At 57.8% G+C, this 20,042-nt stretch carries 25 protein-coding genes and 1 tRNA gene; 8 read left to right on the forward strand and 18 right to left on the reverse strand.

All coding sequences use genetic code 11. The features are described from left to right. Positions 1 to 25: 25 nt before the first annotated feature. Genes rpmI through thrS form a run of 3 tightly spaced genes read right to left on the reverse strand, consistent with a single transcriptional unit; the run spans position 26 to position 2,754 of the window. The gene (rpmI, locus tag ACM6I7_RS09870) at positions 26 to 220 is read right to left on the reverse strand and encodes a 50S ribosomal protein L35 (RefSeq protein WP_002553160.1); all 195 of its coding nucleotides are present in this window, start codon (positions 218 to 220) and stop codon (positions 26 to 28) included. A gap of 60 nt (positions 221 to 280) precedes the next feature. After that, complete coding sequence (gene infC, locus ACM6I7_RS09875; protein WP_170929410.1) at positions 281 to 832, reverse strand: translation initiation factor IF-3; 552 nt, start codon at positions 830 to 832, stop codon at positions 281 to 283. After that, positions 832 to 2,754 (reverse strand): threonine--tRNA ligase, encoded by a 1,923-nt coding sequence (thrS, locus tag ACM6I7_RS09880; RefSeq protein ID WP_007961251.1) that lies wholly within the window; start codon positions 2,752 to 2,754, stop codon positions 832 to 834. The genes infC and thrS overlap by 1 nt, the downstream gene beginning before the upstream one ends. A 382-nt stretch (positions 2,755 to 3,136) precedes the next feature. Between thrS and ACM6I7_RS09885 the strand changes: the two genes are divergently transcribed. Both ACM6I7_RS09885 and ACM6I7_RS09890 read left to right on the forward strand, forming a co-directional pair. Then, positions 3,137 to 3,436 carry a hypothetical protein gene (locus ACM6I7_RS09885; protein ID WP_003226370.1) on the forward strand — a complete coding sequence of 100 codons (300 nt, stop codon included), beginning with the start codon at positions 3,137 to 3,139 and terminating at the stop codon, positions 3,434 to 3,436. A 292-nt stretch (positions 3,437 to 3,728) separates the two neighbouring features. Further along, positions 3,729 to 3,941, forward strand: coding sequence for a cold-shock protein (locus tag ACM6I7_RS09890; RefSeq protein ID WP_003179963.1), 213 nt, complete (start codon positions 3,729 to 3,731; stop codon positions 3,939 to 3,941). Positions 3,942 to 4,013: 72 nt separating this feature from the next. Here ACM6I7_RS09890 and ACM6I7_RS09895 read toward each other — a convergent pair whose 3' ends face one another. Both ACM6I7_RS09895 and ACM6I7_RS09900 read right to left on the reverse strand, forming a co-directional pair. After that, positions 4,014 to 4,331, reverse strand: coding sequence for an I78 family peptidase inhibitor (locus ACM6I7_RS09895; protein ID WP_007961248.1), 318 nt, complete (start codon positions 4,329 to 4,331; stop codon positions 4,014 to 4,016). A gap of 168 nt (positions 4,332 to 4,499) precedes the next feature. Beyond that, positions 4,500 to 4,805: a hypothetical protein gene (locus ACM6I7_RS09900; protein WP_097088685.1), complete on the reverse strand. Its 306-nt coding sequence runs from the start codon at positions 4,803 to 4,805 to the stop codon at positions 4,500 to 4,502. A 132-nt stretch (positions 4,806 to 4,937) separates the two neighbouring features. On the opposite strand from ACM6I7_RS09900, the gene ACM6I7_RS09905 reads away from it, so the two are divergent. Continuing rightward, positions 4,938 to 5,150, forward strand: a complete 213-nt coding sequence (locus tag ACM6I7_RS09905) for a hypothetical protein (RefSeq protein WP_096796226.1) — start codon at positions 4,938 to 4,940, stop codon at positions 5,148 to 5,150. A gap of 33 nt (positions 5,151 to 5,183) precedes the next feature. On the opposite strand, the gene ACM6I7_RS09910 is transcribed toward ACM6I7_RS09905, so the two are convergent. The 8 genes from ACM6I7_RS09910 to ACM6I7_RS09945 form a co-directional block, all read right to left on the reverse strand. Beyond that, a complete protein-coding gene (locus ACM6I7_RS09910; RefSeq protein WP_096796176.1) occupies positions 5,184 to 6,212 on the reverse strand; it encodes a nucleoside hydrolase in 1,029 nt (342 codons plus the stop codon). A 44-nt stretch (positions 6,213 to 6,256) separates the two neighbouring features. Then, positions 6,257 to 6,661 (reverse strand): D-ribose pyranase, encoded by a 405-nt coding sequence (gene rbsD, locus ACM6I7_RS09915; protein WP_027611553.1) that lies wholly within the window; start codon positions 6,659 to 6,661, stop codon positions 6,257 to 6,259. Then, complete coding sequence (gene rbsK, locus ACM6I7_RS09920; protein WP_096796175.1) at positions 6,658 to 7,575, reverse strand: ribokinase; 918 nt, start codon at positions 7,573 to 7,575, stop codon at positions 6,658 to 6,660. Before rbsK ends, rbsD begins: the two co-directional genes overlap by 4 nt. A 24-nt stretch (positions 7,576 to 7,599) precedes the next feature. After that, complete coding sequence (locus ACM6I7_RS09925) at positions 7,600 to 8,619, reverse strand: LacI family DNA-binding transcriptional regulator (protein ID WP_027611551.1); 1,020 nt, start codon at positions 8,617 to 8,619, stop codon at positions 7,600 to 7,602. A 3-nt stretch (positions 8,620 to 8,622) separates the two neighbouring features. Continuing rightward, positions 8,623 to 9,600 (reverse strand): ABC transporter permease, encoded by a 978-nt coding sequence (locus ACM6I7_RS09930; RefSeq protein ID WP_007961238.1) that lies wholly within the window; start codon positions 9,598 to 9,600, stop codon positions 8,623 to 8,625. Beyond that, positions 9,597 to 11,150, reverse strand: coding sequence for a sugar ABC transporter ATP-binding protein (locus tag ACM6I7_RS09935; protein ID WP_027611550.1), 1,554 nt, complete (start codon positions 11,148 to 11,150; stop codon positions 9,597 to 9,599). Before ACM6I7_RS09935 ends, ACM6I7_RS09930 begins: the two co-directional genes overlap by 4 nt. A gap of 57 nt (positions 11,151 to 11,207) precedes the next feature. Next, positions 11,208 to 12,164: a sugar ABC transporter substrate-binding protein gene (locus ACM6I7_RS09940; protein WP_003226388.1), complete on the reverse strand. Its 957-nt coding sequence runs from the start codon at positions 12,162 to 12,164 to the stop codon at positions 11,208 to 11,210. 202 nt (positions 12,165 to 12,366) lie between these two features. Then, entirely contained in the window at positions 12,367 to 12,822 is a 456-nt protein-coding gene (locus ACM6I7_RS09945) for a hypothetical protein (protein WP_027611549.1), read from the reverse strand. 348 nt (positions 12,823 to 13,170) lie between these two features. Between ACM6I7_RS09945 and ACM6I7_RS09950 the strand changes: the two genes are divergently transcribed. From ACM6I7_RS09950 to ACM6I7_RS09960, 3 genes are all read left to right on the forward strand, one after another. Then, a complete protein-coding gene (locus ACM6I7_RS09950; protein WP_027611548.1) occupies positions 13,171 to 14,259 on the forward strand; it encodes an asparaginase in 1,089 nt (362 codons plus the stop codon). A gap of 177 nt (positions 14,260 to 14,436) precedes the next feature. After that, entirely contained in the window at positions 14,437 to 14,727 is a 291-nt protein-coding gene (locus ACM6I7_RS09955; protein WP_003226395.1) for a DUF1654 domain-containing protein, read from the forward strand. Between the two features lie 4 nt (positions 14,728 to 14,731). Next, on the forward strand, positions 14,732 to 15,421 hold the full coding sequence (locus tag ACM6I7_RS09960; protein WP_003226397.1) for an endonuclease: 690 nt from the start codon (positions 14,732 to 14,734) through the stop codon (positions 15,419 to 15,421). A 55-nt stretch (positions 15,422 to 15,476) separates the two neighbouring features. Here the strand turns inward: ACM6I7_RS09960 and ACM6I7_RS09965 are convergent, their stop codons facing one another. Together ACM6I7_RS09965 and ACM6I7_RS09970 are read right to left on the reverse strand one after the other, a co-directional pair. Next, on the reverse strand, positions 15,477 to 16,388 hold the full coding sequence (locus tag ACM6I7_RS09965; RefSeq protein ID WP_103367622.1) for a siderophore-interacting protein: 912 nt from the start codon (positions 16,386 to 16,388) through the stop codon (positions 15,477 to 15,479). An 86-nt stretch (positions 16,389 to 16,474) separates the two neighbouring features. Further along, a complete protein-coding gene (locus ACM6I7_RS09970) occupies positions 16,475 to 16,843 on the reverse strand; it encodes a sporulation protein (protein ID WP_047293271.1) in 369 nt (122 codons plus the stop codon). A gap of 250 nt (positions 16,844 to 17,093) precedes the next feature. On the opposite strand from ACM6I7_RS09970, the gene csrA reads away from it, so the two are divergent. Then, entirely contained in the window at positions 17,094 to 17,288 is a 195-nt protein-coding gene (gene csrA / locus ACM6I7_RS09975) for a carbon storage regulator CsrA (RefSeq protein WP_003179932.1), read from the forward strand. A gap of 225 nt (positions 17,289 to 17,513) precedes the next feature. Here the strand turns inward: csrA and ACM6I7_RS09980 are convergent, their stop codons facing one another. The 3 genes from ACM6I7_RS09980 to ACM6I7_RS09990 form a co-directional block, all read right to left on the reverse strand. After that, positions 17,514 to 17,969, reverse strand: coding sequence for a DUF2214 family protein (locus ACM6I7_RS09980; protein ID WP_115989376.1), 456 nt, complete (start codon positions 17,967 to 17,969; stop codon positions 17,514 to 17,516). Positions 17,970 to 18,006: 37 nt separating this feature from the next. Beyond that, positions 18,007 to 18,270 carry a hypothetical protein gene (locus ACM6I7_RS09985; protein WP_414888474.1) on the reverse strand — a complete coding sequence of 88 codons (264 nt, stop codon included), beginning with the start codon at positions 18,268 to 18,270 and terminating at the stop codon, positions 18,007 to 18,009. A gap of 224 nt (positions 18,271 to 18,494) precedes the next feature. Next, positions 18,495 to 18,571, reverse strand: a tRNA-Val gene (locus ACM6I7_RS09990). Between the two features lie 184 nt (positions 18,572 to 18,755). On the opposite strand from ACM6I7_RS09990, the gene ACM6I7_RS09995 reads away from it, so the two are divergent. Beyond that, positions 18,756 to 20,039 carry an NAD(P)/FAD-dependent oxidoreductase gene (locus ACM6I7_RS09995; RefSeq protein ID WP_414888475.1) on the forward strand — a complete coding sequence of 428 codons (1,284 nt, stop codon included), beginning with the start codon at positions 18,756 to 18,758 and terminating at the stop codon, positions 20,037 to 20,039. Positions 20,040 to 20,042 lie beyond the last annotated feature (3 nt).

Consider the following 20,042-nt stretch of genomic DNA (forward strand, 5'->3'; position numbering starts at 1 on the left):
TTACTTCCTCTATTCTTGACTAAAATTAACGAAGGCGCAGCATGCGCTCGACTTTTGCCACGTCAGACGGATGCAGCAAGCTGCTACCGCGCAGTTGACGCTTACGCTTGGTCGACATTTTGGTCAGGATGTGGCTCTTGAAAGCGTGCTTGTGCTTGATACCGTTAGCAGTTTTCAGAAACCGCTTAGCAGCACCACTTTTGGTTTTCATTTTTGGCATGTTCGGATACTCCGCATTCAGTTGATAAACATAATCAGAAGGCCTGCCGTGCCCTGTTGATTACTTCTTCTTTTTCGGGGCGATGACCATGATCAGCTGGCGTCCTTCCATCTTAGGATGCTGTTCGACCGAACCGTACTCGAGCAGGTCAGCTTCAACCCGCTTGAGGAGTTCCATCCCCAGCTCCTGGTGGGCCATCTCACGGCCGCGGAATCGCAAGGATACCTTGGCCCTGTCCCCGTCACTCAGGAAACGTACCAGGTTGCGCAGTTTTACCTGGTAATCCCCTTCCTCCGTCCCTGGACGAAACTTGATTTCTTTTACCTGAATCTGCTTCTGGTTTTTCTTCGCTGCTGCAATCTGCTTCTTCTTCTCGAAGATCGATTTGCCGTAGTCCATCACCCGGCAAACCGGTGGGACTGCGTCAGCAGAGATTTCTACCAGATCAAGCTTTGCTTCTTCAGCAATACGAAGCGCTTCATCAATCGAGACGATGCCAATCTGCTCGCCATCAGCGCCAATTAACCGAACCTCGCGTGCCGAGATATTCTCGTTGATCGGGGCTTTCGGTGCAGCTCGTTTATCTTGTCTCATTTCACGCTTAATAATAATTACTCCGAATCTGGGCGACCACGCCGGGAAACCGCTTGCGCGAGAAACTCAGCGAACTGGGCGACGGGCATCGAGCCCAGGTCAGCACCTTCACGAGTACGCACAGCGACAGTCTGCATCTCGACTTCCTTATCTCCGATAACCAAAAGATAGGGAACCTTGAGCAAAGTATGCTCGCGGATTTTAAAGCCGATCTTTTCATTTCTCAAGTCGGACTTGGCACGAAATCCGCTTTCGTTGAGAGTTTTTTCAACCTGAGCGACGAAATCTGCCTGTTTATCAGTGATATTCATGATCACTGCCTGGGTTGGCGCCAGCCACGCAGGGAATGCACCTTCGTAATGCTCGATCAGAATCCCGACGAAACGCTCGAACGAACCCAGGATCGCACGGTGCAGCATCACTGGGTGTTTGCGGCTGTTGTCTTCGGAGACGTATTCGGCGCCCAGACGGACAGGCAGGTTGAAATCGAGCTGCAAGGTACCACACTGCCAGACGCGACCGAGGCAATCTTTCAGCGAGAACTCGATTTTCGGACCGTAGAACGCACCTTCACCCGGCTGCAGATCATACGGCAGACCCGCAGAATCAAGGGCTGCAGCCAGTGCCGCTTCGGCGCGATCCCACAGCTCGTCGGAACCTACGCGTTTTTCCGGACGAGTGGACAGTTTCATCTCGACGTCGGTGAAGCCGAAATCGCGGTAAACGTCCATGGTCAGCTTGATGAACGCCGCGGATTCGGCCTGCATCTGCTCTTCGGTGCAGAAAATGTGGGCGTCGTCCTGAGTGAACGCGCGCACACGCATGATGCCGTGCAACGCACCCGACGGCTCGTTACGGTGGCACGCACCGAACTCGGCCAGACGCATCGGCAGCTCGCGATAGCTCTTCAGGCCCTGGTTGAACACCTGCACGTGGCACGGGCAGTTCATCGGTTTGATGGCGTAGTCGCGGCTTTCCGACTCAGTGGTGAACATGTTGTCGGCGTAGTTGGCCCAGTGCCCGGATTTCTCCCAGAGGCTGCGGTCGACCACTTGCGGGGTCTTGATCTCAAGGTAGCCGTTGTCACGCTGCACTTTGCGCATGTACTGCTCGAGCACTTGATACAAAGTCCAGCCGTTCGGGTGCCAGAACACCATGCCCGGCGCTTCTTCCTGGGTGTGGAACAGGCCCAGGCGCTTGCCGATCTTGCGGTGATCGCGCTTTTCCGCTTCTTCGATGCGCTGGATGTAAGCCGCCAGCTGCTTCTTGTCAGCCCAGGCGGTGCCGTAAACGCGCTGCAATTGCTCGTTCTTGGCATCGCCGCGCCAGTAGGCGCCGGACAGCTTGGTCAGCTTGAAGGATTTCAGAAAACGCGTGTTCGGCACGTGCGGGCCGCGGCACATGTCGACGTATTCTTCGTGGTAGTACAGGCCCATGGCCTGCTCGTTCGGCATGTCTTCAACCAGACGCAGCTTGTAGTCTTCGCCGCGGGCCTTGAACACTTCAATCACTTCGGCGCGCGGAGTGACTTTCTTGATGACGTCGTAATCCTTGTCGATCAGCTGATGCATGCGCTGTTCGATGGCGGCCATGTCGTCCGGCGTAAAAGGACGCTCGAAGGCGATGTCGTAATAGAAGCCTTCGTCGATGACCGGCCCGATGACCATTTTCGCAGTCGGGTACAGCTGCTTGACCGCGTGGCCAACCAGGTGCGCACAAGAGTGGCGAATGATCTCCAGCCCCTCTTCATCCTTTGGCGTGATGATTTGCAGCGTCGCGTCGCTGTCGATGATATCGCAGGCGTCGACCAGCTTGCCGTTGACCTTGCCGGCCACGGTGGCCTTGGCCAGGCCTGCACCAATGGAGGCGGCGACCTCGGCTACGGAAACCGGGTGATCGAATGAACGTTGACTGCCGTCGGGAAGAGTAATAGTTGGCATGGCGCCTCCTCTCCTAGTGGTGACCCCTACCAAAGGTCACGTGGGTTGGGATGAGCCAGTACAAGATCCGATCCAGGCCATTCAATGACGAACGCCTGCCTTACAGCGGCAGGAGCCTTGCGGCCAACCGGAAAACCGAACCAGAGTGACTGGGATTCAAATCAGAATTTTTCGCACGCTGACCGCTGCCGGGGCTGAAGGCCAACCGGAGCCTGAGAACGCTTGAGCCCGGCATGCTAGCACAGATGAGCGGTCATCGACGTCATCGAATTGAGGTGTTGCTGATTTGCGCATTTTTGCGGCGCGAAGTGAACTTGGGATATACGCTTTGCCTCAAATAGGCTGAGAATCGTCGCCGATATCAACCCAAGGAGTTTCCGACATGCGCCTCATCCGACTTTTTGCTTTCGCGGCCCCGCTGGCCCTGCTGCTGCCGCTGAGCGCCAACGCGGCCTGGCCTGCCGGCGTCAAAGCCCAATACATGAACGACTGCACCGCCGCAGCCAGCAAGAGCGTCAATCCGGCCGAAGCCAATAAACATTGCGCTTGCGGTGCCGACGTTCTGGAAAAGAAATTCACCACGCAAGAGATCGCGCAACTGATGGACAAGAACACCCCGCCAAGTGGTGAACTGGGTCAGCGCGCACTGAAAGAAATCTCGGTTTGCCGAGTCCAGAAATAAGCGCTGACGAATGTTTTTTCCGGCGTCCAGCAGGCTGAAAACCGCCAAAAAGACCCCAAAATCGATAATTTACGCAGGTTTTATAGCTTTTTTTACACCCTCTTCACTCGGCTGAAAGCCACTGAAACCGGGGCTTGCAGACATTTCAGAGGTTGAAATCGATGCAATATGAAAGCAAACAGCACGTCCGGGGGGCTACCAAAGCGAACATTTCGACTATGATACTCCGGTGTGCCCAGTTGGCCTGAGCAGCACAGTACTACTGAAAATATATGTTTCTTGGAGATACACCATGTCTAATCGCCAAACCGGCACCGTTAAATGGTTCAACGATGAAAAAGGCTTCGGCTTCATCACTCCTCAAGGTGGCGGTGACGACCTGTTCGTACACTTCAAAGCTATCGAATCCGACGGTTTCAAAAGCCTGAAAGAAGGCCAGACCGTCTCTTTCGTGGCTGAGAAAGGCCAAAAGGGTATGCAAGCTGCACAAGTTCGCCCAGAGTAATTTCCTGGCGCACTAAAAAAACCCCGTCCATGTGACGGGGTTTTTTATGCCTGCAACAAAAGCGTTCTGCGATCAGCCGCAGTTGACGCGAGTGACCACCAGGTTGTTGTCGGTGTTCAGATTCAAGCGATCGGAGCGGTACTCCAGAGTGATCATGTCGGTTGGCTTGAGGAAGCGGGCGTTTTGCGCGCCAGCCTTGGCACGAGCCTGATCGAGCAGTTCCGGCGAAGCCTTTTTCCCGATGGCAAATTCCGCGGCTTTTGCTTCACAGCGGCTATGACCGGCATCGGTCGCCACAGGATCCTTTGCCGACTCGCTGGAGGTTGTGCTGCAACCGGCCAACATGGCAACGGCCATAAGTGCACCCAGAGACGCGAACTTCAAAGGCATGAAGCCTCCTTCTTTCAAATGGTTAAGCTGAGATCGTGCGACCGCCAATCCGGCGTTTGGTTTCACAACCGATGCTGTCACCCTGCCCCACGATCCGGAAAAACGCTGAGTCTGCCTGAAGTGCGCGCATCGCATCCTCACGCAATCGTCACCGAATATTAACGAAGCTCAATAGACGTCGATGTAATCGTGCGGCGGATTCGGCCAGTTGTCTTTCAGCGCATTGAAAATCTGCATCACCCAGACTTCATCACTGGCCGCGACCTTGCCGACATACCCCGAGCCCTTGGCCCAGGTCTCCAGGCGAAACAGCAGGCCATCAATATCCTGGCCGCCGGTCACACCGGAAGAGATATAGGCAATCCCACCCTTGGTCACACGCAGCTGCGTGTGCACATCATCGCTGGCCGACGCCAGCAACTGGCGCACAGCGTCGAGTGTGAGGCCGTCGGGGGTGTTCAAATCGATCTGCACAGCACATTCCTTGGATCAGCCGGAAAAGACCAAGTGTCGCATAGCGACGCGCTCATGCCTAAGTCGCAGTGCCAAACGCCCGCCAAAGTGGTTAACTCGCTTTCAGACATTTCCGACTTTTCGAGCGCACTCATGAACACCGTAAGCATCTCCGCCGACATCAAGGTTCATTGGCCGAAGGGGCACAGCTCGTACAGCCCGGGCAGTGCGGAGGAGTTGGCATTGATCAGCATCGATCTGCTGGTCAAGACGATGGGAACCCAGGGCGCACAAACGTTTATCGCCCAGGTGTTCGAGCGGTACCAGCATGACGGCGAGAACACGCAGGACACCGAGAGAAAATAAAAACCCGCAGGTTGGCACCTGCGGGTCACAGCCTTACTTCAAGCGCTTCAGACGCTCGGTCAGCAGATCGAAGAAGCCTTGAGCATCCCCATTTTCCACCCAGAAGGCGTTCTTCGGCGCCTTCAGACCGTCATACCAGTCAACGATGGTCTGGCCAAAAGTCGGACCTTCGCGACTATCCACCACAACATTCACCGAACGACCGGTGAACAGCTCAGGCTTGAGCAGGTAAGCGATAACGGTAGCGTCGTGCACCGGGCCGCCCGGGATGCCGTAGTGCTCCATGTCACCCTTGATGTACTCGTTGAGAATGTCGCCAACAATCTTGCTTGCGTTGTTGTTCAGTGCAGCGATCTGTTTCAGGCGTGCGTCGCTGGTGAGGATCTTGTGGGTCACGTCCAGCGGCAGGTAGGTCAGTTTCACGCCGCTCTTGAGTACCACTTCCGCCGCTTGCGGGTCGGCGAACAGGTTGAATTCGGCCACCGGGGTGATGTTGCCGCCATTGAAGTGCGCACCGCCCATGATCACCACTTCCTTGATGCCATTGACGATCTCCGGCTCCTGGATCAGCGCCAGCGCCAGATTGGTTTGCGGGCCAAGCATGGCGATGGTGATGCTGTGCGGCTTGGCTTTTTTCAGGGTGTCGATGAGGTAGTTGACCGCATTGCCTTCGGCCAGGCCTTTTTTCGGCTCATGCACGGTGACACCCGACAGGCCTTCCTTGCCATGGATGTTCTCGGCGTAGATCGGCGTACGCATCAGCGGTTTCGGCGCACCGGCATACACCGGAACGTCTTCGCGTCCTGCCCACTCGCGAGCCAGGCGCGCGTTGCGCGATGTCTTGTCGAGGCGCACGTTGCCGGCCACGGTAGTCAGTGCACGAATGTTCAGTTCGTCCGGCGAAGCCAGGGCGAACAGCAAAGCGACCACGTCGTCGGCACCCGGGTCGGTGTCGATGATCAGGTCGATCTTTTCAGCAGCCTGAGCGCCGGTGGCGGTAATAAAAGACAAAAGCAGCAGACTCCGAAGCAATTGGTGGAGTTTTTGAGCATAGCGGTGCATGGCGCATTCCTTGTGCTGATGAAAATGAAAGGGTCGGAACCCGATTAGAACGTTACCCCGGCCACCAGCACGATGTTGCAGTACGGCTGACATTCGCCTGTACGAACAATCGCCCGTGCCTGTCGGCTGAGAACCTTGAATTGCTCATGCGTCAGCAGATCGCGCCGACCGAGGGCGCCCTCTTCCTGCAACTCGTCCAGCGCGACCAGGGCGGTCGGCTGCTTGTCGAGAATTTCGTTGGCCAGCACATGGCTTTCCACCTGCATCTCGCTGAGCACGACTTTCAGGGTACTGACAAAATCCGGAACGCCGTGGGTCAGCGCCAGATCAATCAATTCAACACCCGGTGGCACCGGCAGTCCGGCGTCACCGATGACCACCATGTCACCATGGCCCAGGGAGGCGATCAGCCGCGACAACGCGACGTTGAGCAGAGGAGTCTTTTTCATGCGGGTTTGAACGCCTGTACGTCGGACATGGTTGGAATGGAAGGTTGTGCGCCGGCCCGGGTCACAGATAGCGCTGCCGCGACTTGCCCGTACCGGATCGCCTCGGCCTCGGATTTGCCACTGGCCAGCGCCGCGGCAAACCCGCCGACGAAGGTATCGCCGGCGGCGGTGGTATCGACAGCCTTCACTTTCGGCGCCGGGAAATGCTCGAAACCTTTGCCATTGGCAAACAGTGAACCTTGCGCACCGAGGGTAATGATGACCTTGCCCGCGCCCATTGCGATCAACTGGTTGGCAGCGCTTTCTGCGCTTTGCAGCGAATCGACCGGCAACCCGCTCAACGCGGATGCTTCACTTTCGTTGGGGATCAGGTAGTCGATGGCGGCAAACCAGTCTGCCGGTAGCGGACGACTGGCCGGCGCCGGATTGAGGATCACCGTCTTGCCCAACGCACGTGCACGCTTGAGCGCATGCCCTACCGTTGCATCCGGGATCTCGAGCTGGCAGATAATCACGTCGGCCGCTTGCAGCACCGCATCAAAACGGTCGATCACTGCCGGAGTCATTGCACCGTTGGCGCCAGCAACGATCACGATGGCGTTCTGACTGTTGTCATCGACCACGATCAGCGCCACGCCACTGGAATCTTCGACCGTGCTCACCGCCTGACAATCGATCTGCTCGGCCAGCAATGCCTCACGCAATTGCACGCCGTAGTCATCGTTGCCAACACAGCCGACCATTGCCACCCGCGCACCCAGGCGCGCAGCAGCAACTGCCTGATTGGCGCCCTTGCCGCCGGACACGGTGGCAAAGGAATGACCGATCAGCGTTTCACCGCCCTTGGGCAGCCGTGGTGCCCGGGTGACCAGATCCATGTTCAGGCTGCCTATTACCACTACATTTGCTGGCATACATCACTACTCGTCAATTCGGTTTCAGCGGTACTCGGTGAATACGCCGGACAGCGGCGCAGTCGATTCGCGCAAGACAATACTCGGGGTCACGATCCGTTGATCGGTGACCAGACTCGGGGTAGCAATCCTTCGCAGCAACACTTCGGCAGCCATCTCGCCCAACTGCAGGATCGACTGGCCAACGGTGGTCAGCGCCGGGTACACGTAGCGACTCATCTGGATATCGTCGAAGCCGATCACCGACAGCTCGCTCGGTACGCGGACATTGCGCTCGGCCGCCGCGCGGAGCACACCGATACCGATCATGTCGTTACCGGCGAAGATCGCACTCGGCGGATTGCTTTCAAGCAGGATCGCCGCCGCGTTGTAACCGCCAGTGCTGGTGAAATCGCTTTCCAGCATGCGCTCGGCCCGCACCTTGATGCCCGCCTCCTGCAGCGCCCGACAAAAACCGGCCTGACGCATTTGCGCCACGCTGGTGCTCGACGGACCACCGATGGTGGCGATATCGCGATGGCCCAGCTCCAGCAGATGCCGCGTCGCCAGATAAGCGCCATATTCATGGTCGATACGCACCAGGTCGGCGTCGACGCCATCCAGCCCGCGGTCGACGATGACCATCGGCGTCTTCACCCCGGCCAGCCCTTGCGCGAGCCCGATGTCGCCACCGGCGGAGGCGACGATCAGGCCGTCAATACGCTTCTCCAGCAGCACGCGCAAATAGCTGCGCTGTTTTTCCGGGTTGTCGTCAGAATTGCAGAGGATCACGCAGTAGCCGTTACGCTCGCAGTAATCCTCGATGCCCCGTGCCAACTCGGCAAAATACGGGTTGAGACTGTTGGGCACCAATAAGCCAATGGTCGCAGTGGTCTTGGCTTTCAGCGAACGCGCCACCGCACTCGGCACATAGTCGAGGCTTTTGATGGCCGCCTCGACCTTCAACCGCACTTCCTGGCTGACCGGGCGCGTCTTGTTCACCACGTGAGAAACCGTGGTGTAGGAAATCCCCGCGAGCGCCGCCACATCCTTGATCGTTGCCATCTGTTAGCCCCGTCGACTGGCGCGCTGGCTGCGATAGGTATCGAGCACTACCGCGATGACAATCACCGCGCCGGTGATGATGCGTTTGGTTGGCTCGGTCGCGCCGATCTGCGCCAGACCGGCGGCCAGTACCGAAATGATCAACACACCGAAAAAGGTGCTGATCACCGAACCACGGCCACCCATCAGACTGGTGCCACCGATCACCACGGCGGCGATCACTTGCAATTCGAGACCGGAGCCGGCATTCGGGTCTGCAGCTTCCAGACGGGAAATCTGGAACAGTGCGGCAATCCCGGCCAGCAGCCCCATCAGGCTGAACACCAGAATCTTGTACGGTTTTGGATTGATCCCGGCCAGCCGCACCGCTTCCTCGTTGGTGCCGATACCGATCAGGTAACGACCAAACACGGTGCGGGTCAGCACAGCTTGCGCAATAAATATCACCAGCAAGGCAATGATGAACGACGGCGAAATGCCGAACGCGATCGGGTTCGACAGCCAGGCAAACGAATCACCGATGTACGCGGTGCGCGAACCGGTCATCTGGTACGCCAGGCCACGGGCCATTTCCAGCACACCGAGCGAAACGATGAACGACGGAATGCGCCACGCCACGGTGATCGAACCGGTCACCGTACCCGCCAGTGCCGCTACCGCCATACCGAGCAACGCGGCCGGTAACACGCTCCAGCCCCAGCCGAGAATCGCCACGCTGACTGTCGAGGCGGCAAGTGCCAGCACCGAACCGACCGACAGGTCGATGCCGCCGATGATCAGTACAAAGGTCATGCCCACCGCCAGCACCATCAGATCGGGAATCTGGTTGGCCAGCGTGCTGAAAGTGTCATAGGACAGAAAGTGGCTGCTCATCATCGAGAACAGCGCCACCATCGCCAACAAGGCCCCGGCCAGGCCCAGATAGGTGCCCAGACCGTAGAAATTGCCACTACGTTTGCCGGCGGAAGATGCAGTTTTCATGGGAGATCCCTAGGCGCCGCTTCATTGAGCAACGCATCACGTTTTTGGTAGCCGGCGAACGCGGCGGCAAGCAAATCATCCTGGGTCCAGCTGTCGCGCTCGAAGGTATCGATCAAACGCCCTGCCGACAGCACACCAATCCGGTCGCAGATCAGCATCAGCTCGCGCAGGTCACTGGACACCACCACCAGCGCCTTGCCCTGACGCGTCAACTCGCCCAGCAAGGCGTAGATATCGAACTTGGCACCGACATCGATGCCGCGGGTCGGCTCGTCGAACAACAGCACCGAGCAATCGCGCTCCAGCCAGCGGCCGATCACCACTTTCTGCTGGTTGCCGCCAGACAATTCCGACACCAACTGAGTTGGGCTGGAACTGCGGATGCGCATGGCGTTGATCTGACGCTGCGCCAGGGAAATTTCGTCGCTGGCATTGACGATTCCTGCCCTGGAAATCTCCGGCATGTTGCCCAGGGCGATGTTGGCGCTGATCGACTGACTGAGCAGCAAGCCTTCACCCTTTCGGTCTTCGGTGATCAAGGCAATGCCATGGTTCACCGCATCAACCGGCGAACGCACACTGACCACCTGCGCCGGCGAACCCAGCGCGATCGTGCCGCTGTCGGCCAGGTCGGCGCCGAAAATCAGCCGCAGCAATTCGGTGCGCCCTGCCCCGATCAGCCCCGAGATCCCGAAGATCTCGCCGGCACGCACTTCGAAGGAAACATCACGCACTTTGTCGGAGCGGGTCAGGCCCTTGACCGTCAGGGCCGGGGCGCCGATCTTGCGCGGGCCCATGTCGATGTGTTCGCCCAGTTCGCGACCGACCATCAAGGTGACCAGTTGCTCACTGTTGTAGTTGGCCATCGGCTCGACGCAAACCAGGTTGCCGTCGCGCAGTACGGCAATGCGTTGCGCGACGCGCGCCAGCTCTTCGAGACGATGGGAGATATAGATGATGGAGACGCCACGCGCCTGCAAACGAGTAATCTGCTCGAAGAGCATTTCCACCTCGCGGGCGGTGAGCATCGCAGTCGGTTCATCAAGGATCAGGACATGGCAATCGCCGATCAGGTTGCGTGCGATTTCGACCATCTGTTGATGGCCAATGCCCAGTTCGCCGACCAGGGTGTCCGGGTCAATGGCATCGAGGCCAACCTGCGCCATGGCCTCGATCGCGGCTTTGCGCAATTGCTTGCGACTGATCCAGCCGCCGTTGCTGGGCAGATTGTCGAGAAACAGGTTTTCCGCCACCGACAGGGTCGGCAGCAGATTGAGTTCTTGCATGACCATGCGCACGCCAAGCTCTTCGGCCTGGGTGCGACTGCCCGGACGGTAGTCCTTGCCCTGGAATTGCATCTGACCGGTGGTGGGCGTAACCAGACCACCAATGATCTTCGACAGCGTGCTTTTACCGGCGCCATTCTCACCGGTCAGCGCCAGCACTTCACCGCGCATCAGCGTCAAGTCGATGCCCGTGAGCACCGGTTGCGCATAGGTCTTACCGATACCGCTGACCGAGAGGACAGCGTTCGGGGCGGAAACTGACATAAAAAACTCTCCATGCGCTCGTCCGGACGGACGAGCGCCGTTGTGTCGCCGGAAGACTTACTTAGTGACCAACTCGACTGGCGTTTCGATCACGCCATTGACGCCGCTGTCGACTTTTTCGCCCTTGAGGATTTTCAGCGCGGTCTCGATACCGAACACGGCCTGCTTGGCAGCGAACTGATCGGCCGTCGCCAGTACACGACCATCCTTGAGCATCGGCTTGATCGCATTGATGTTGTCGTAACCGACCACTTGTACCTTGCCCGCCTTGCCGGCAGCACGCACAGCGGAAACAGCGCCAACGGCCATGCTGTCGTTACCCGCCAGCAGCGCTTTCACATCCGGGTATTCGCTGAGAATCGAAGCGGCAACCTTGTTGCCCTTGTCGATCTCCCAGTCACCGGATTGCAAGGAGACCACCTTGATCTGCGCCGCCTCCATCGCATCCTTGAAGCCTGCGGTGCGTTGCTGGGCGTTGGTGGTGGTGGATACGCCTTCGATGATGCCGACTTCGTCACCGGCCTTCAGTTGCTTGGCCAGGTATTCGCCGACCAGACGCGCACCTTTGCGGTTGTCCGGGCCTACGAATGGCACGCTGATGTTTTTGCTTTTGACGATCTGCGGATCGAGCTGGTTGTCGATGTTGATCACGGTGATGCCGGCATCGACGGCTTTTTTGATCACCGGCACCATGGCTTTGGAATCGGACGGTGCGATAACGAGCGCGTTGACCTTGGCCAGAATCATCTGCTCGACGATACGGGTCTGGCCGGCGGTATCGGTCTCGTCCTTGATGCCGTTGGAGATCAGGTCGAAGTCGGCGGAGTGTTCTTTCTGGTAGGCCTTGGCGCCATCTTCCATGGTCAGGAAGAATTCGTTGGCCAGGGATTTCATGACCAGTGCGACTTTGGGTTTTTCCGGGGACTCGGCGAAAGCCGAAGAGACAGGTAGTGCGGCGGCTGCGGCAGCCAGCATAGCGACAGCAAGAAGACGTCCAGCGAATGGCAGCTTCATGGGTTCACTCCGATCTTATGATTATTGTGAGCAACGCTCGCGCTGGCGTAAGCTTCAGCGCTCACTTCCGGACAATAGTGCACCGGGGAAGCCGCGCAAACGTTTGCGTAGACCGAACTATGCGAATCCCGCCGACATTTGTCAACAATCAGAAATCGTCGTTGTATTGCGGGGCGCAATCGTCTGATTCGCCCCTTACCGCTTAAGCCGTGGTGCTGACCAGGTTGCCGCTGGTGGAATCCTTGGACATTTCCTTGACCAGTGCCGCTGCGACTTCCATCAGCGCGCCGCTGGTTTGCGCGATCTGCCCCTGAACGGACATCACCGCCTGTGACTTGGCCTCGGGCGTCGGATAGCTCGCCGCCTGAGCCGCCGCCAGTTGCTGTTGCTGCTCCTGCAGTTGCTTCTGCAATTCCTGCATGCGCTTGAGCAACATTTTCACGGTCACGCTCAGACTATCGCCGCTGTCAGCGCTATCCGCCTTGCTGGCTTCTTGCGCGGGACCACCGGTGCGAACTTGATTGCTCGGTTCTTTTTCAACGCCAAGCGCCTCGTCGGCCGCATCTGCTTCCGCCTGGTTCATTGCATTGATTGTCGCTGCGGTTTTACCGCCAATGGTGACTGAGCCGGGATTTGAAAAACCGATCGTCAGTGACATGTGAACTCCCTAAATAAACGTTTCCTTCCACAGCCATCGGCCTGCTGACGGGTTTCTTTAGCGGAAAACCTGAACCGGCAAGCCGTTGCGGTCGCCAGGAGGTGTAGTCCCTTTCGGTGAACCGAACACGAAAGCTTCCTTTGTTCGGAAACCCGGATAAGCCATTCACTCAAGAATCCGCCAACTTAGAAAATATTGATATAAATCATCAGGTTAAACATTTCTCTAAAGCAAAGTAGCACTGGTACAGATCCTGCTCCCTAGCCTGCACCCCGGGCATTCAGATCGGCTCGGGGCGCATCTAGATGAACCTGCATCAGCACCGTCTCACTACTAGAGAGAAAAATAATGAAATCTGCTTTCAACACCTTGGTTCCGGGCGCTTTGGCCCTCCTCCTGCTCCTGCCCACTGCCCTTCAGGCAAAAGAAGTCGAAACCCAGACCAAACTCGCCAACGTCGTGGTGCTTGCCACGGGCGGCACCATTGCCGGTGCCGGCGCCAGCGCAGCCAACAGCGCCACCTATCAAGCGGCCAAAGTCGGGATTGAACAACTGATCGCCGGCATCCCCGAACTGAGCAAACTGGCGAACGTGCGTGGCGAACAAGTCATGCAGATCGCTTCGGAAAGCATCACCAACGACAACCTGCTGCAACTGGGTCGCCGCGTATCCGAACTGGCCGACAGCAAAGACGTCGATGGCATCGTCATCACCCACGGCACCGACACCCTGGAAGAAACCGCGTACTTCCTGAACCTGGTGGAAAAAACCGACAAGCCGATCATCGTGGTCGGCTCGATGCGTCCGGGCACCGCCATGTCGGCGGACGGCATGCTCAACCTGTACAACGCCGTCGCCGTCGCCAGCAGCAAAGAAGCGCACGGCAAAGGCGTGCTGGTGACCATGAACGACGAGATCCAGTCCGGTCGCGACGTCAGCAAGATGATCAACATCAAGACCGAGGCGTTCAAAAGCCCTTGGGGCCCGCTGGGCATGGTGGTCGAAGGCAAATCCTATTGGTTCCGCTTGCCGGCCAAGCGTCACACCATGGATTCGGAATTCGACATCAAAAACATCAAGAGCCTGCCTGACGTAGAAATCGCCTACTCCTACGGCAACGTCGACGACACCGCTTACAAGGCTCTGGCCCAGGCCGGCGCCAAAGCGATCATCCATGCCGGTACCGGTAACGGTTCGGTGTCTTCGCGCGTAGTGCCATCCCTGCAAGCCCTGCGTAAAGACGGCGTGCAGATCATCCGTTCGTCCCACGTCAACGCCGGCGGCTTCGTCCTGCGTAACGCCGAACAACCTGACGACAAGTACGACTGGGTGGTCGCTCACGACCTGAACCCGCAAAAGGCCCGCATCCTGGCCATGGTCGCCCTGACCAAAACCAACGACAGCAAAGAACTGCAGCGGATGTTCTGGGAATATTGATTGGCCCTCGCCTGACCCTTTCGGGTCGGGCAACCTGCTCACCACTCGCCCGTGCGGCGGGTGGTGCTGCCACTTACGCTGAGCGCGACTTTTTCATACAAAATAATCGACCCGACCTACACCAAAATCGGAAAAGCGCTGTCAGAGGATTTTCTTGAATTTTAAGCAGTTGCGAAAATGCTTACAGTTAAATACTGTATGCACGTACAGCTTAATAAGGATAACCTCGTGGCCACCTCTCCTGATGCTCCTGACGCTTACGAACGCATGGGCATGCGCGTTCAGAAAATCATCAATTCTCCTACCGCACAAAAAGCCAAAGCCGCACTGATCTTCCGCCTGCCGGACGAGCCTGTGGATGCATGGGAGCAACTGCTCGAGGAAATCGACGAGAACGACAACGTCACACTCGCCTATCGCGACGATGGCGGCGTGCAGATTTTTTGGGTTGTGCCGAAGGAAGATTGATTCAATGAGTGTCCGCTGTTTTGCTTTGCTGCTGCTGTTCATCGCTTTTGGCGCCCAGGCTGGCGCGCCCCGCACCTTTACCGAGGCCAAAAAGGCCGCCTGGAAACTCTATGCACCGCAGTCCACCGAGTTTTACTGCGGGTGCAAGTACACCGGCAACAAGGTGGACTTGAAGGCATGCGGTTACGTGCCGCGCAAGAATGCCAAGCGTGCTTCACGCATCGAATGGGAACACATTGTCCCGGCGTGGGAGTTCGGTCACCAGCGTCAATGCTGGCAGTCGGGCGGGCGCAAGAACTGCACCCGCTATGACCCGAGTTACCAGAAAGCCGAAGCCGACCTGCACAACCTGGTGCCGAGCATTGGTGAGGTCAACGGTGACCGCAGCAACTTCAGTTATGGCTGGCTGCCGGTGCAATCCGGGCAGTACGGCTCGTGCCTGACCCAGGTCGACTTCAAGGCCAAGAAGGTCATGCCGCGCCCGTCGATTCGCGGCATGATCGCGCGCACCTATTTCTACATGAGCAAGCAGTACGGCTTGCGCCTGTCGAAACAGGATCGGCAACTGTACGAAGCGTGGGACAAAACTTATCCAGTGCAGGACTGGGAACGTCAACGCAATCAGAGCGTGGCTTGCGTGATGGGACGCGGCAATGAATTTGTCGGGCCGGTAAACCTGAAAGCCTGCGGCTGATTCTTCAGCGCAAAAGAAAAGGCCTCGAACGTGATGTTCGAGGCCTTTTTTGTTTTTAGCTGCCAGCCTTGTTGTAGCGCCAGTAGCCCATCAGATTGAGTGACTCGCGGGGGATACCGCACTCCCTGATCAGGTATTTGCGCAGACGCATGACCGCCGCGCTTTCTCCGGCAATCCAGCCATAAAACCCTTCAGGGGCCGTGTTGGCGATCTCCCAGAGTATGTCTTTGTCGATATCGACTTCGGCGAGTTCGGCAGCTTGCCCGACCGATGAATCCTCTGCCGGCAGGAACGCCTGCTGCACTGCCTTTACCATCAGCGCCCCAGCCACTACTTCTGGCGCCTGATCGCGAATCAGCCACTGCACCGACAGCCCAGGCCAATCCGGCACCGGGAGCATGTCTGGTGCGCTGTCCACTTCAAAGTAAGCCTGAGTCTGAGGCGGTTCAGCCATGGCAGCCAACTCGTCAAGAATGCCCATGGCGGCCGGCAATGCCGTGGCATCGGCCACCAGCAAAACCTCCTTGAGCACCTGCGGCGGTTTCCATTCGAACCCTCCGGCGTCCTGCGCGGAAAAACCGCTGTCAGGAGCGAGAATCTGCATCGACGCTCCTGGCTGCGCACGCAGCGCCCAGCGCGACGCGGGACCGGTTTCGCCATGCAGAACAAAGTCGATGTCGACCTCGCCTTGCTCGGCGCGCAAATGACGAATGGTGTAGGTACGCATTGCTGGCCGCCGGCTCGCCAGCATCGAACGAAAACGCGCGTACCAGCCCTCCTCCTGCGCAAGCCGTGCAGGCGATCCATCTTCAGCAGGGAAGAACAGTTTGACGCGCTGATCCGGCGCCCAAGTGGCCATGCCACCTATCGAAGGGTCGGCGAGCGTGATCCGCATCATGTGCGGACTCACCAGCGTCTTGCGGTGCAAAACCGCATTGAAGAGTTTATAGGGAGCGGCGGAGGCCATGCGGAGCTCCTTCGGGAAATCGTGATTGACTCGTATAAGACGAATCGCCCGCGATGTCCTTTAGGCCGCTGCGCTGAAAGTGCTGCTTACGGCGCGAGCGGATGCTCGACGATCACCGACTCGACGTTCTGCTTCTTGGCCTTCACCAATGCCGCATCCACCTCTACCTTGCGCGCTTGCGCGTCGGCCTGGGAGTTGAACGGACCAATCAGGATCCGCGTCTTGCCGCTGCTGTCCTTGATCACGGTCGGCACGAACGCATGCTCGATCAACCAGCCACTCAGGTCACTGACAGCCTGAGGCGTTTCGCCGCGTACTTCGAGGTCCCATTGCGGGGCGGACGCTGCCGCAGGTGCGGCCGCGACGGCCGTTTTCGGCTTCTGCACGTCTACACTCTTGCCTTCACCACATCCCGCCAATGCCAGTGCCGCGACCATCCAGACCAGTTTGCGCACAACGCTTTCCTCGAAAATCACAAAGCGGCGATCTTAACATTCATAAATACTTCGCGAGGCCCGCAAAATGGGCACAAAACAACGAGATTGATGATTGCAGCCTCTGTATAGTTACGCCCTGGGAATTAATGCCGCATCTGCGCGTCAGAAAGAGGCACCCAAACCGTGAGACTTCGCACTAATCTATACGTACCACCGACCTCTGCACTGTCTGAATCAGGTGCCCTACAAAGCAATCAAGGAGAAGACCATGCTGATACTCACCCGCAAAGTCGGTGAAAGCATAAATATTGGTGATGACATTACGATCACCATCCTCGGCGTAAGCGGTCAGCAAGTCCGTATCGGCATCAACGCCCCGAAAAACGTTGCCGTGCACCGTGAAGAGATCTATCAGCGCATTCAGGCTGGCCTGACCGCCCCGGACAAGCCACAAACTCCCTGAGCCGCATTGCAGTCAGTAGCCAGTCCGTTTGCCTCTGCGTAATGACTGGCTAAAGATTCACGCGCCGTACTGCCATCCGCTCCCCAGTCCACTGGGCACGGCGCCTGACACATCCCTTCTCCGCTTCATTCGCTTCCCTTCCTTTCTCCAGCAGCGCGATACTACCTGCGACTGCCAAGCCTGGCTGTCAGACATTTCCGAGAGGACGCAGGGAATTGCTCCCTGCTAGCCGAACGTCACGCCGCGCGCCATGCCGGTAGCTGCAATCATCATCAGTACCAACAGCAGCGCCTCGACATGGCTGATCCGTGCGAACAGCTTTGCACGTCCGGTATCGAGCGCCTTGCCCCGCGCCAATGCGATCCGCCATTTGACCAGCGTGATCATCGGCGCCAGCTCTGTCAGCAGAATCAGCACGAACAACGTCATCTTCAAATGAAACAGCGGCTGGTGCAGATAATAGTCAGTGCCCTTTTCAAAGCCACCGAAGGCGCGCATGCCACCGGTCACCAGTAGCACCAGCGCAGCAATCCCCCACAGATTATCAGCGAGCAAAACCCGCTTGGCCTCACCGACGCCAGCGGCCAGACGACTGAACGCCGTGCCACGGGTCAACACGGCCCAGAAGCCCAGTGCAAAAGCCAAGAGATGAATCGCGGCGAGAAACCAGTGAACCAGCATCGACGAACTCCTTTGAGAAAGCCCTGGAAAACGCCAGTCAGTAGTAGTCGAAAAAAGCCGGTTGCGCCCGCACACAGCAATGGGGCTGGAAAGCTTCGCACTGGAAGCCGGGAGACAAAAAGCGCGATTCACCAAATCGCAGGCAAAAAAAATCCCAAGCAGCTGATGGAAGCTTGGGATTTAAAAATGCATAAACCGTGGTGGTGAACGCGGGGCAGATGTTACTGAAATTCACGAACTGCAACAACATTTTTTTGATAACCGGTCGGTTAAAAATACCGGTAACCCCTTCAATATCCACACTTTTTCGACGGATCCAAAAAAAGAACAGAACGCCATATCAACAGATCGTGTTATTTCGAAACACGCTAAGCGCTTGGGTAACGGAAGAGATGCAGTGTTGGAAGGTGCGCTGAGGTGGGGGTTTTGAAAAAGCTTTGCAAAAGTTTTGCAAATCGCAGACAACAAAAAAGGGCCCACCTTTCGGTGAGCCCTTCTAGACCGCCCAGCAGAGCGGATTTTGTTTGGTAGGCGCGATTGGACTCGAACCAACGACCCCCACCATGTCAAGGTGGTGCTCTAACCAACTGAGCTACGTGCCTGCTGTGAGGCGGCATTCTACGGAATTCCGGAGGGGTGTCAACACCTTTTTTTCACCTAACCCTATGAATATGCAAAATATTTAATTTCGGGCCGGCAGATAAGATTTTTCCGGTGGCTGGCGGAGGTTTTTCAACTCGGGTAGGATCGACGCACTCGTAAAATATATTAAACAGAGGCTGCAGGATGGCGAACACCCCTTACCCAGAGTCTTATTACGCTGCGTCGGCCAATGCCGTACCGCCACGTCCGGCCTTGCAGGATGATGTGGAGACGGATGTCTGTGTGATCGGCGCCGGGTATACCGGGCTGTCCTCGGCGTTGTTTCTGTTGGAGAACGGTTTTCGCGTGACAGTCCTGGAAGCGGCCAAGGTCGGCTTCGGTGCGTCGGGGCGTAATGGCGGGCAGATCGTCAACAGCTATAGCCGTGACATCGACGTCATCGAGCGCACGGTTGGCCCAAAGCAGGCGCAACTGCTCGGGCAGATGGCCTTCGAAGGCGGACGGATAATCCGTGAGCGCGTGGCCAAGTACGACATCCAGTGCGACCTGAAGGACGGCGGCGTGTTCGCCGCGCTCTCCGCCAAGCAGATGGGACACCTGGAATCGCAGAAGCGCCTGTGGGAGCGCTTTGGCCACAAGCAACTGGAACTGCTCGATCAGCGCCGCATTCGCGAAGTGGTGGCGTGCGATCAATACGTCGGCGGCATGCTCGACATGAGCGGCGGCCACATTCATCCGCTGAACCTGGCGCTCGGTGAAGCTGCTGCGGTCGAGTCCCTCGGCGGCACCATCTATGAGCAATCGCCAGCCGTGCGCATCGAGCGTGGTGCCAACCCGGTGGTGCACACGCCGCAAGGCAAGGTCAGGGCCAAGTTCATCATCGTTGCCGGCAACGCCTACCTCGGTAATCTGGTGCCGGAACTGGCGGCCAAATCGATGCCGTGCGGCACCCAGGTAATCACCACCGAACCGCTGGGCGATGAGCTGGCGAAAACTCTGTTGCCGCAGGATTACTGCGTTGAAGACTGCAACTACCTGCTCGACTACTACCGCCTGACCGGCGACAAGCGCCTGATCTTCGGCGGCGGCGTGGTTTATGGTGCGCGAGATCCGGCGAACATCGAAGCGATCATCCGCCCGAAAATGCTCAAGGCGTTCCCGCAACTGAAGGACGTGAAGATCGACTACGCGTGGACGGGCAACTTCCTGCTGACCCTGTCGCGCCTGCCGCAGGTTGGGCGTCTGGGCGATAACATCTACTATTCGCAAGGCTGCAGCGGCCACGGCGTGACTTACACGCATCTGGCCGGCAAGGTACTGGCCGAGGCGTTGCGCGGTCAGGCCGAGCGTTTTGATGCGTTTGCCGATCTGCCGCACTATCCCTTCCCGGGCGGGCAGTTGCTGCGCACGCCCTTTGCGGCATTGGGTGCGTGGTATTACGGGTTGCGTGACAAGCTGGGGTTCTGATCA

The sequence above is a fragment of the Pseudomonas sp. IT-93MI4 genome, assembly GCF_949767635.1.
In the GTDB taxonomy this organism is placed as follows: domain Bacteria; phylum Pseudomonadota; class Gammaproteobacteria; order Pseudomonadales; family Pseudomonadaceae; genus Aquipseudomonas; species Aquipseudomonas putida_A.

What these genes read in the sequence shown, in the direction of transcription:
- rpmI (WP_002553160.1), bottom strand. Translation starts at nt 220, where the DNA reads ATGCCAAAAATGAAAACCAAAAGTGGTGCTGCTAAGCGGTTTCTGAAA.
- thrS (WP_007961251.1), bottom strand. Translation starts at nt 2,754, where the DNA reads ATGCCAACTATTACTCTTCCCGACGGCAGTCAACGTTCATTCGATCAC.
- ACM6I7_RS09885 (WP_003226370.1), top strand. Translation starts at nt 3,137, where the DNA reads ATGCGCCTCATCCGACTTTTTGCTTTCGCGGCCCCGCTGGCCCTGCTG.
- ACM6I7_RS09890 (WP_003179963.1), top strand. Translation starts at nt 3,729, where the DNA reads ATGTCTAATCGCCAAACCGGCACCGTTAAATGGTTCAACGATGAAAAA.
- ACM6I7_RS09895 (WP_007961248.1), bottom strand. Translation starts at nt 4,331, where the DNA reads ATGCCTTTGAAGTTCGCGTCTCTGGGTGCACTTATGGCCGTTGCCATG.
- ACM6I7_RS09905 (WP_096796226.1), top strand. Translation starts at nt 4,938, where the DNA reads ATGAACACCGTAAGCATCTCCGCCGACATCAAGGTTCATTGGCCGAAG.
- ACM6I7_RS09910 (WP_096796176.1), bottom strand. Translation starts at nt 6,212, where the DNA reads ATGCACCGCTATGCTCAAAAACTCCACCAATTGCTTCGGAGTCTGCTG.
- rbsD (WP_027611553.1), bottom strand. Translation starts at nt 6,661, where the DNA reads ATGAAAAAGACTCCTCTGCTCAACGTCGCGTTGTCGCGGCTGATCGCC.
- rbsK (WP_096796175.1), bottom strand. Translation starts at nt 7,575, where the DNA reads ATGCCAGCAAATGTAGTGGTAATAGGCAGCCTGAACATGGATCTGGTC.
- ACM6I7_RS09925 (WP_027611551.1), bottom strand. Translation starts at nt 8,619, where the DNA reads ATGGCAACGATCAAGGATGTGGCGGCGCTCGCGGGGATTTCCTACACC.
- ACM6I7_RS09930 (WP_007961238.1), bottom strand. Translation starts at nt 9,600, where the DNA reads ATGAAAACTGCATCTTCCGCCGGCAAACGTAGTGGCAATTTCTACGGT.
- ACM6I7_RS09935 (WP_027611550.1), bottom strand. Translation starts at nt 11,150, where the DNA reads ATGTCAGTTTCCGCCCCGAACGCTGTCCTCTCGGTCAGCGGTATCGGT.
- ACM6I7_RS09940 (WP_003226388.1), bottom strand. Translation starts at nt 12,164, where the DNA reads ATGAAGCTGCCATTCGCTGGACGTCTTCTTGCTGTCGCTATGCTGGCT.
- ACM6I7_RS09945 (WP_027611549.1), bottom strand. Translation starts at nt 12,822, where the DNA reads ATGTCACTGACGATCGGTTTTTCAAATCCCGGCTCAGTCACCATTGGC.
- ACM6I7_RS09950 (WP_027611548.1), top strand. Translation starts at nt 13,171, where the DNA reads ATGAAATCTGCTTTCAACACCTTGGTTCCGGGCGCTTTGGCCCTCCTC.
- ACM6I7_RS09955 (WP_003226395.1), top strand. Translation starts at nt 14,437, where the DNA reads ATGCTTACAGTTAAATACTGTATGCACGTACAGCTTAATAAGGATAAC.
- ACM6I7_RS09960 (WP_003226397.1), top strand. Translation starts at nt 14,732, where the DNA reads ATGAGTGTCCGCTGTTTTGCTTTGCTGCTGCTGTTCATCGCTTTTGGC.
- ACM6I7_RS09965 (WP_103367622.1), bottom strand. Translation starts at nt 16,388, where the DNA reads ATGGCCTCCGCCGCTCCCTATAAACTCTTCAATGCGGTTTTGCACCGC.
- csrA (WP_003179932.1), top strand. Translation starts at nt 17,094, where the DNA reads ATGCTGATACTCACCCGCAAAGTCGGTGAAAGCATAAATATTGGTGAT.
- ACM6I7_RS09980 (WP_115989376.1), bottom strand. Translation starts at nt 17,969, where the DNA reads ATGCTGGTTCACTGGTTTCTCGCCGCGATTCATCTCTTGGCTTTTGCA.
- ACM6I7_RS09995 (WP_414888475.1), top strand. Translation starts at nt 18,756, where the DNA reads ATGGCGAACACCCCTTACCCAGAGTCTTATTACGCTGCGTCGGCCAAT.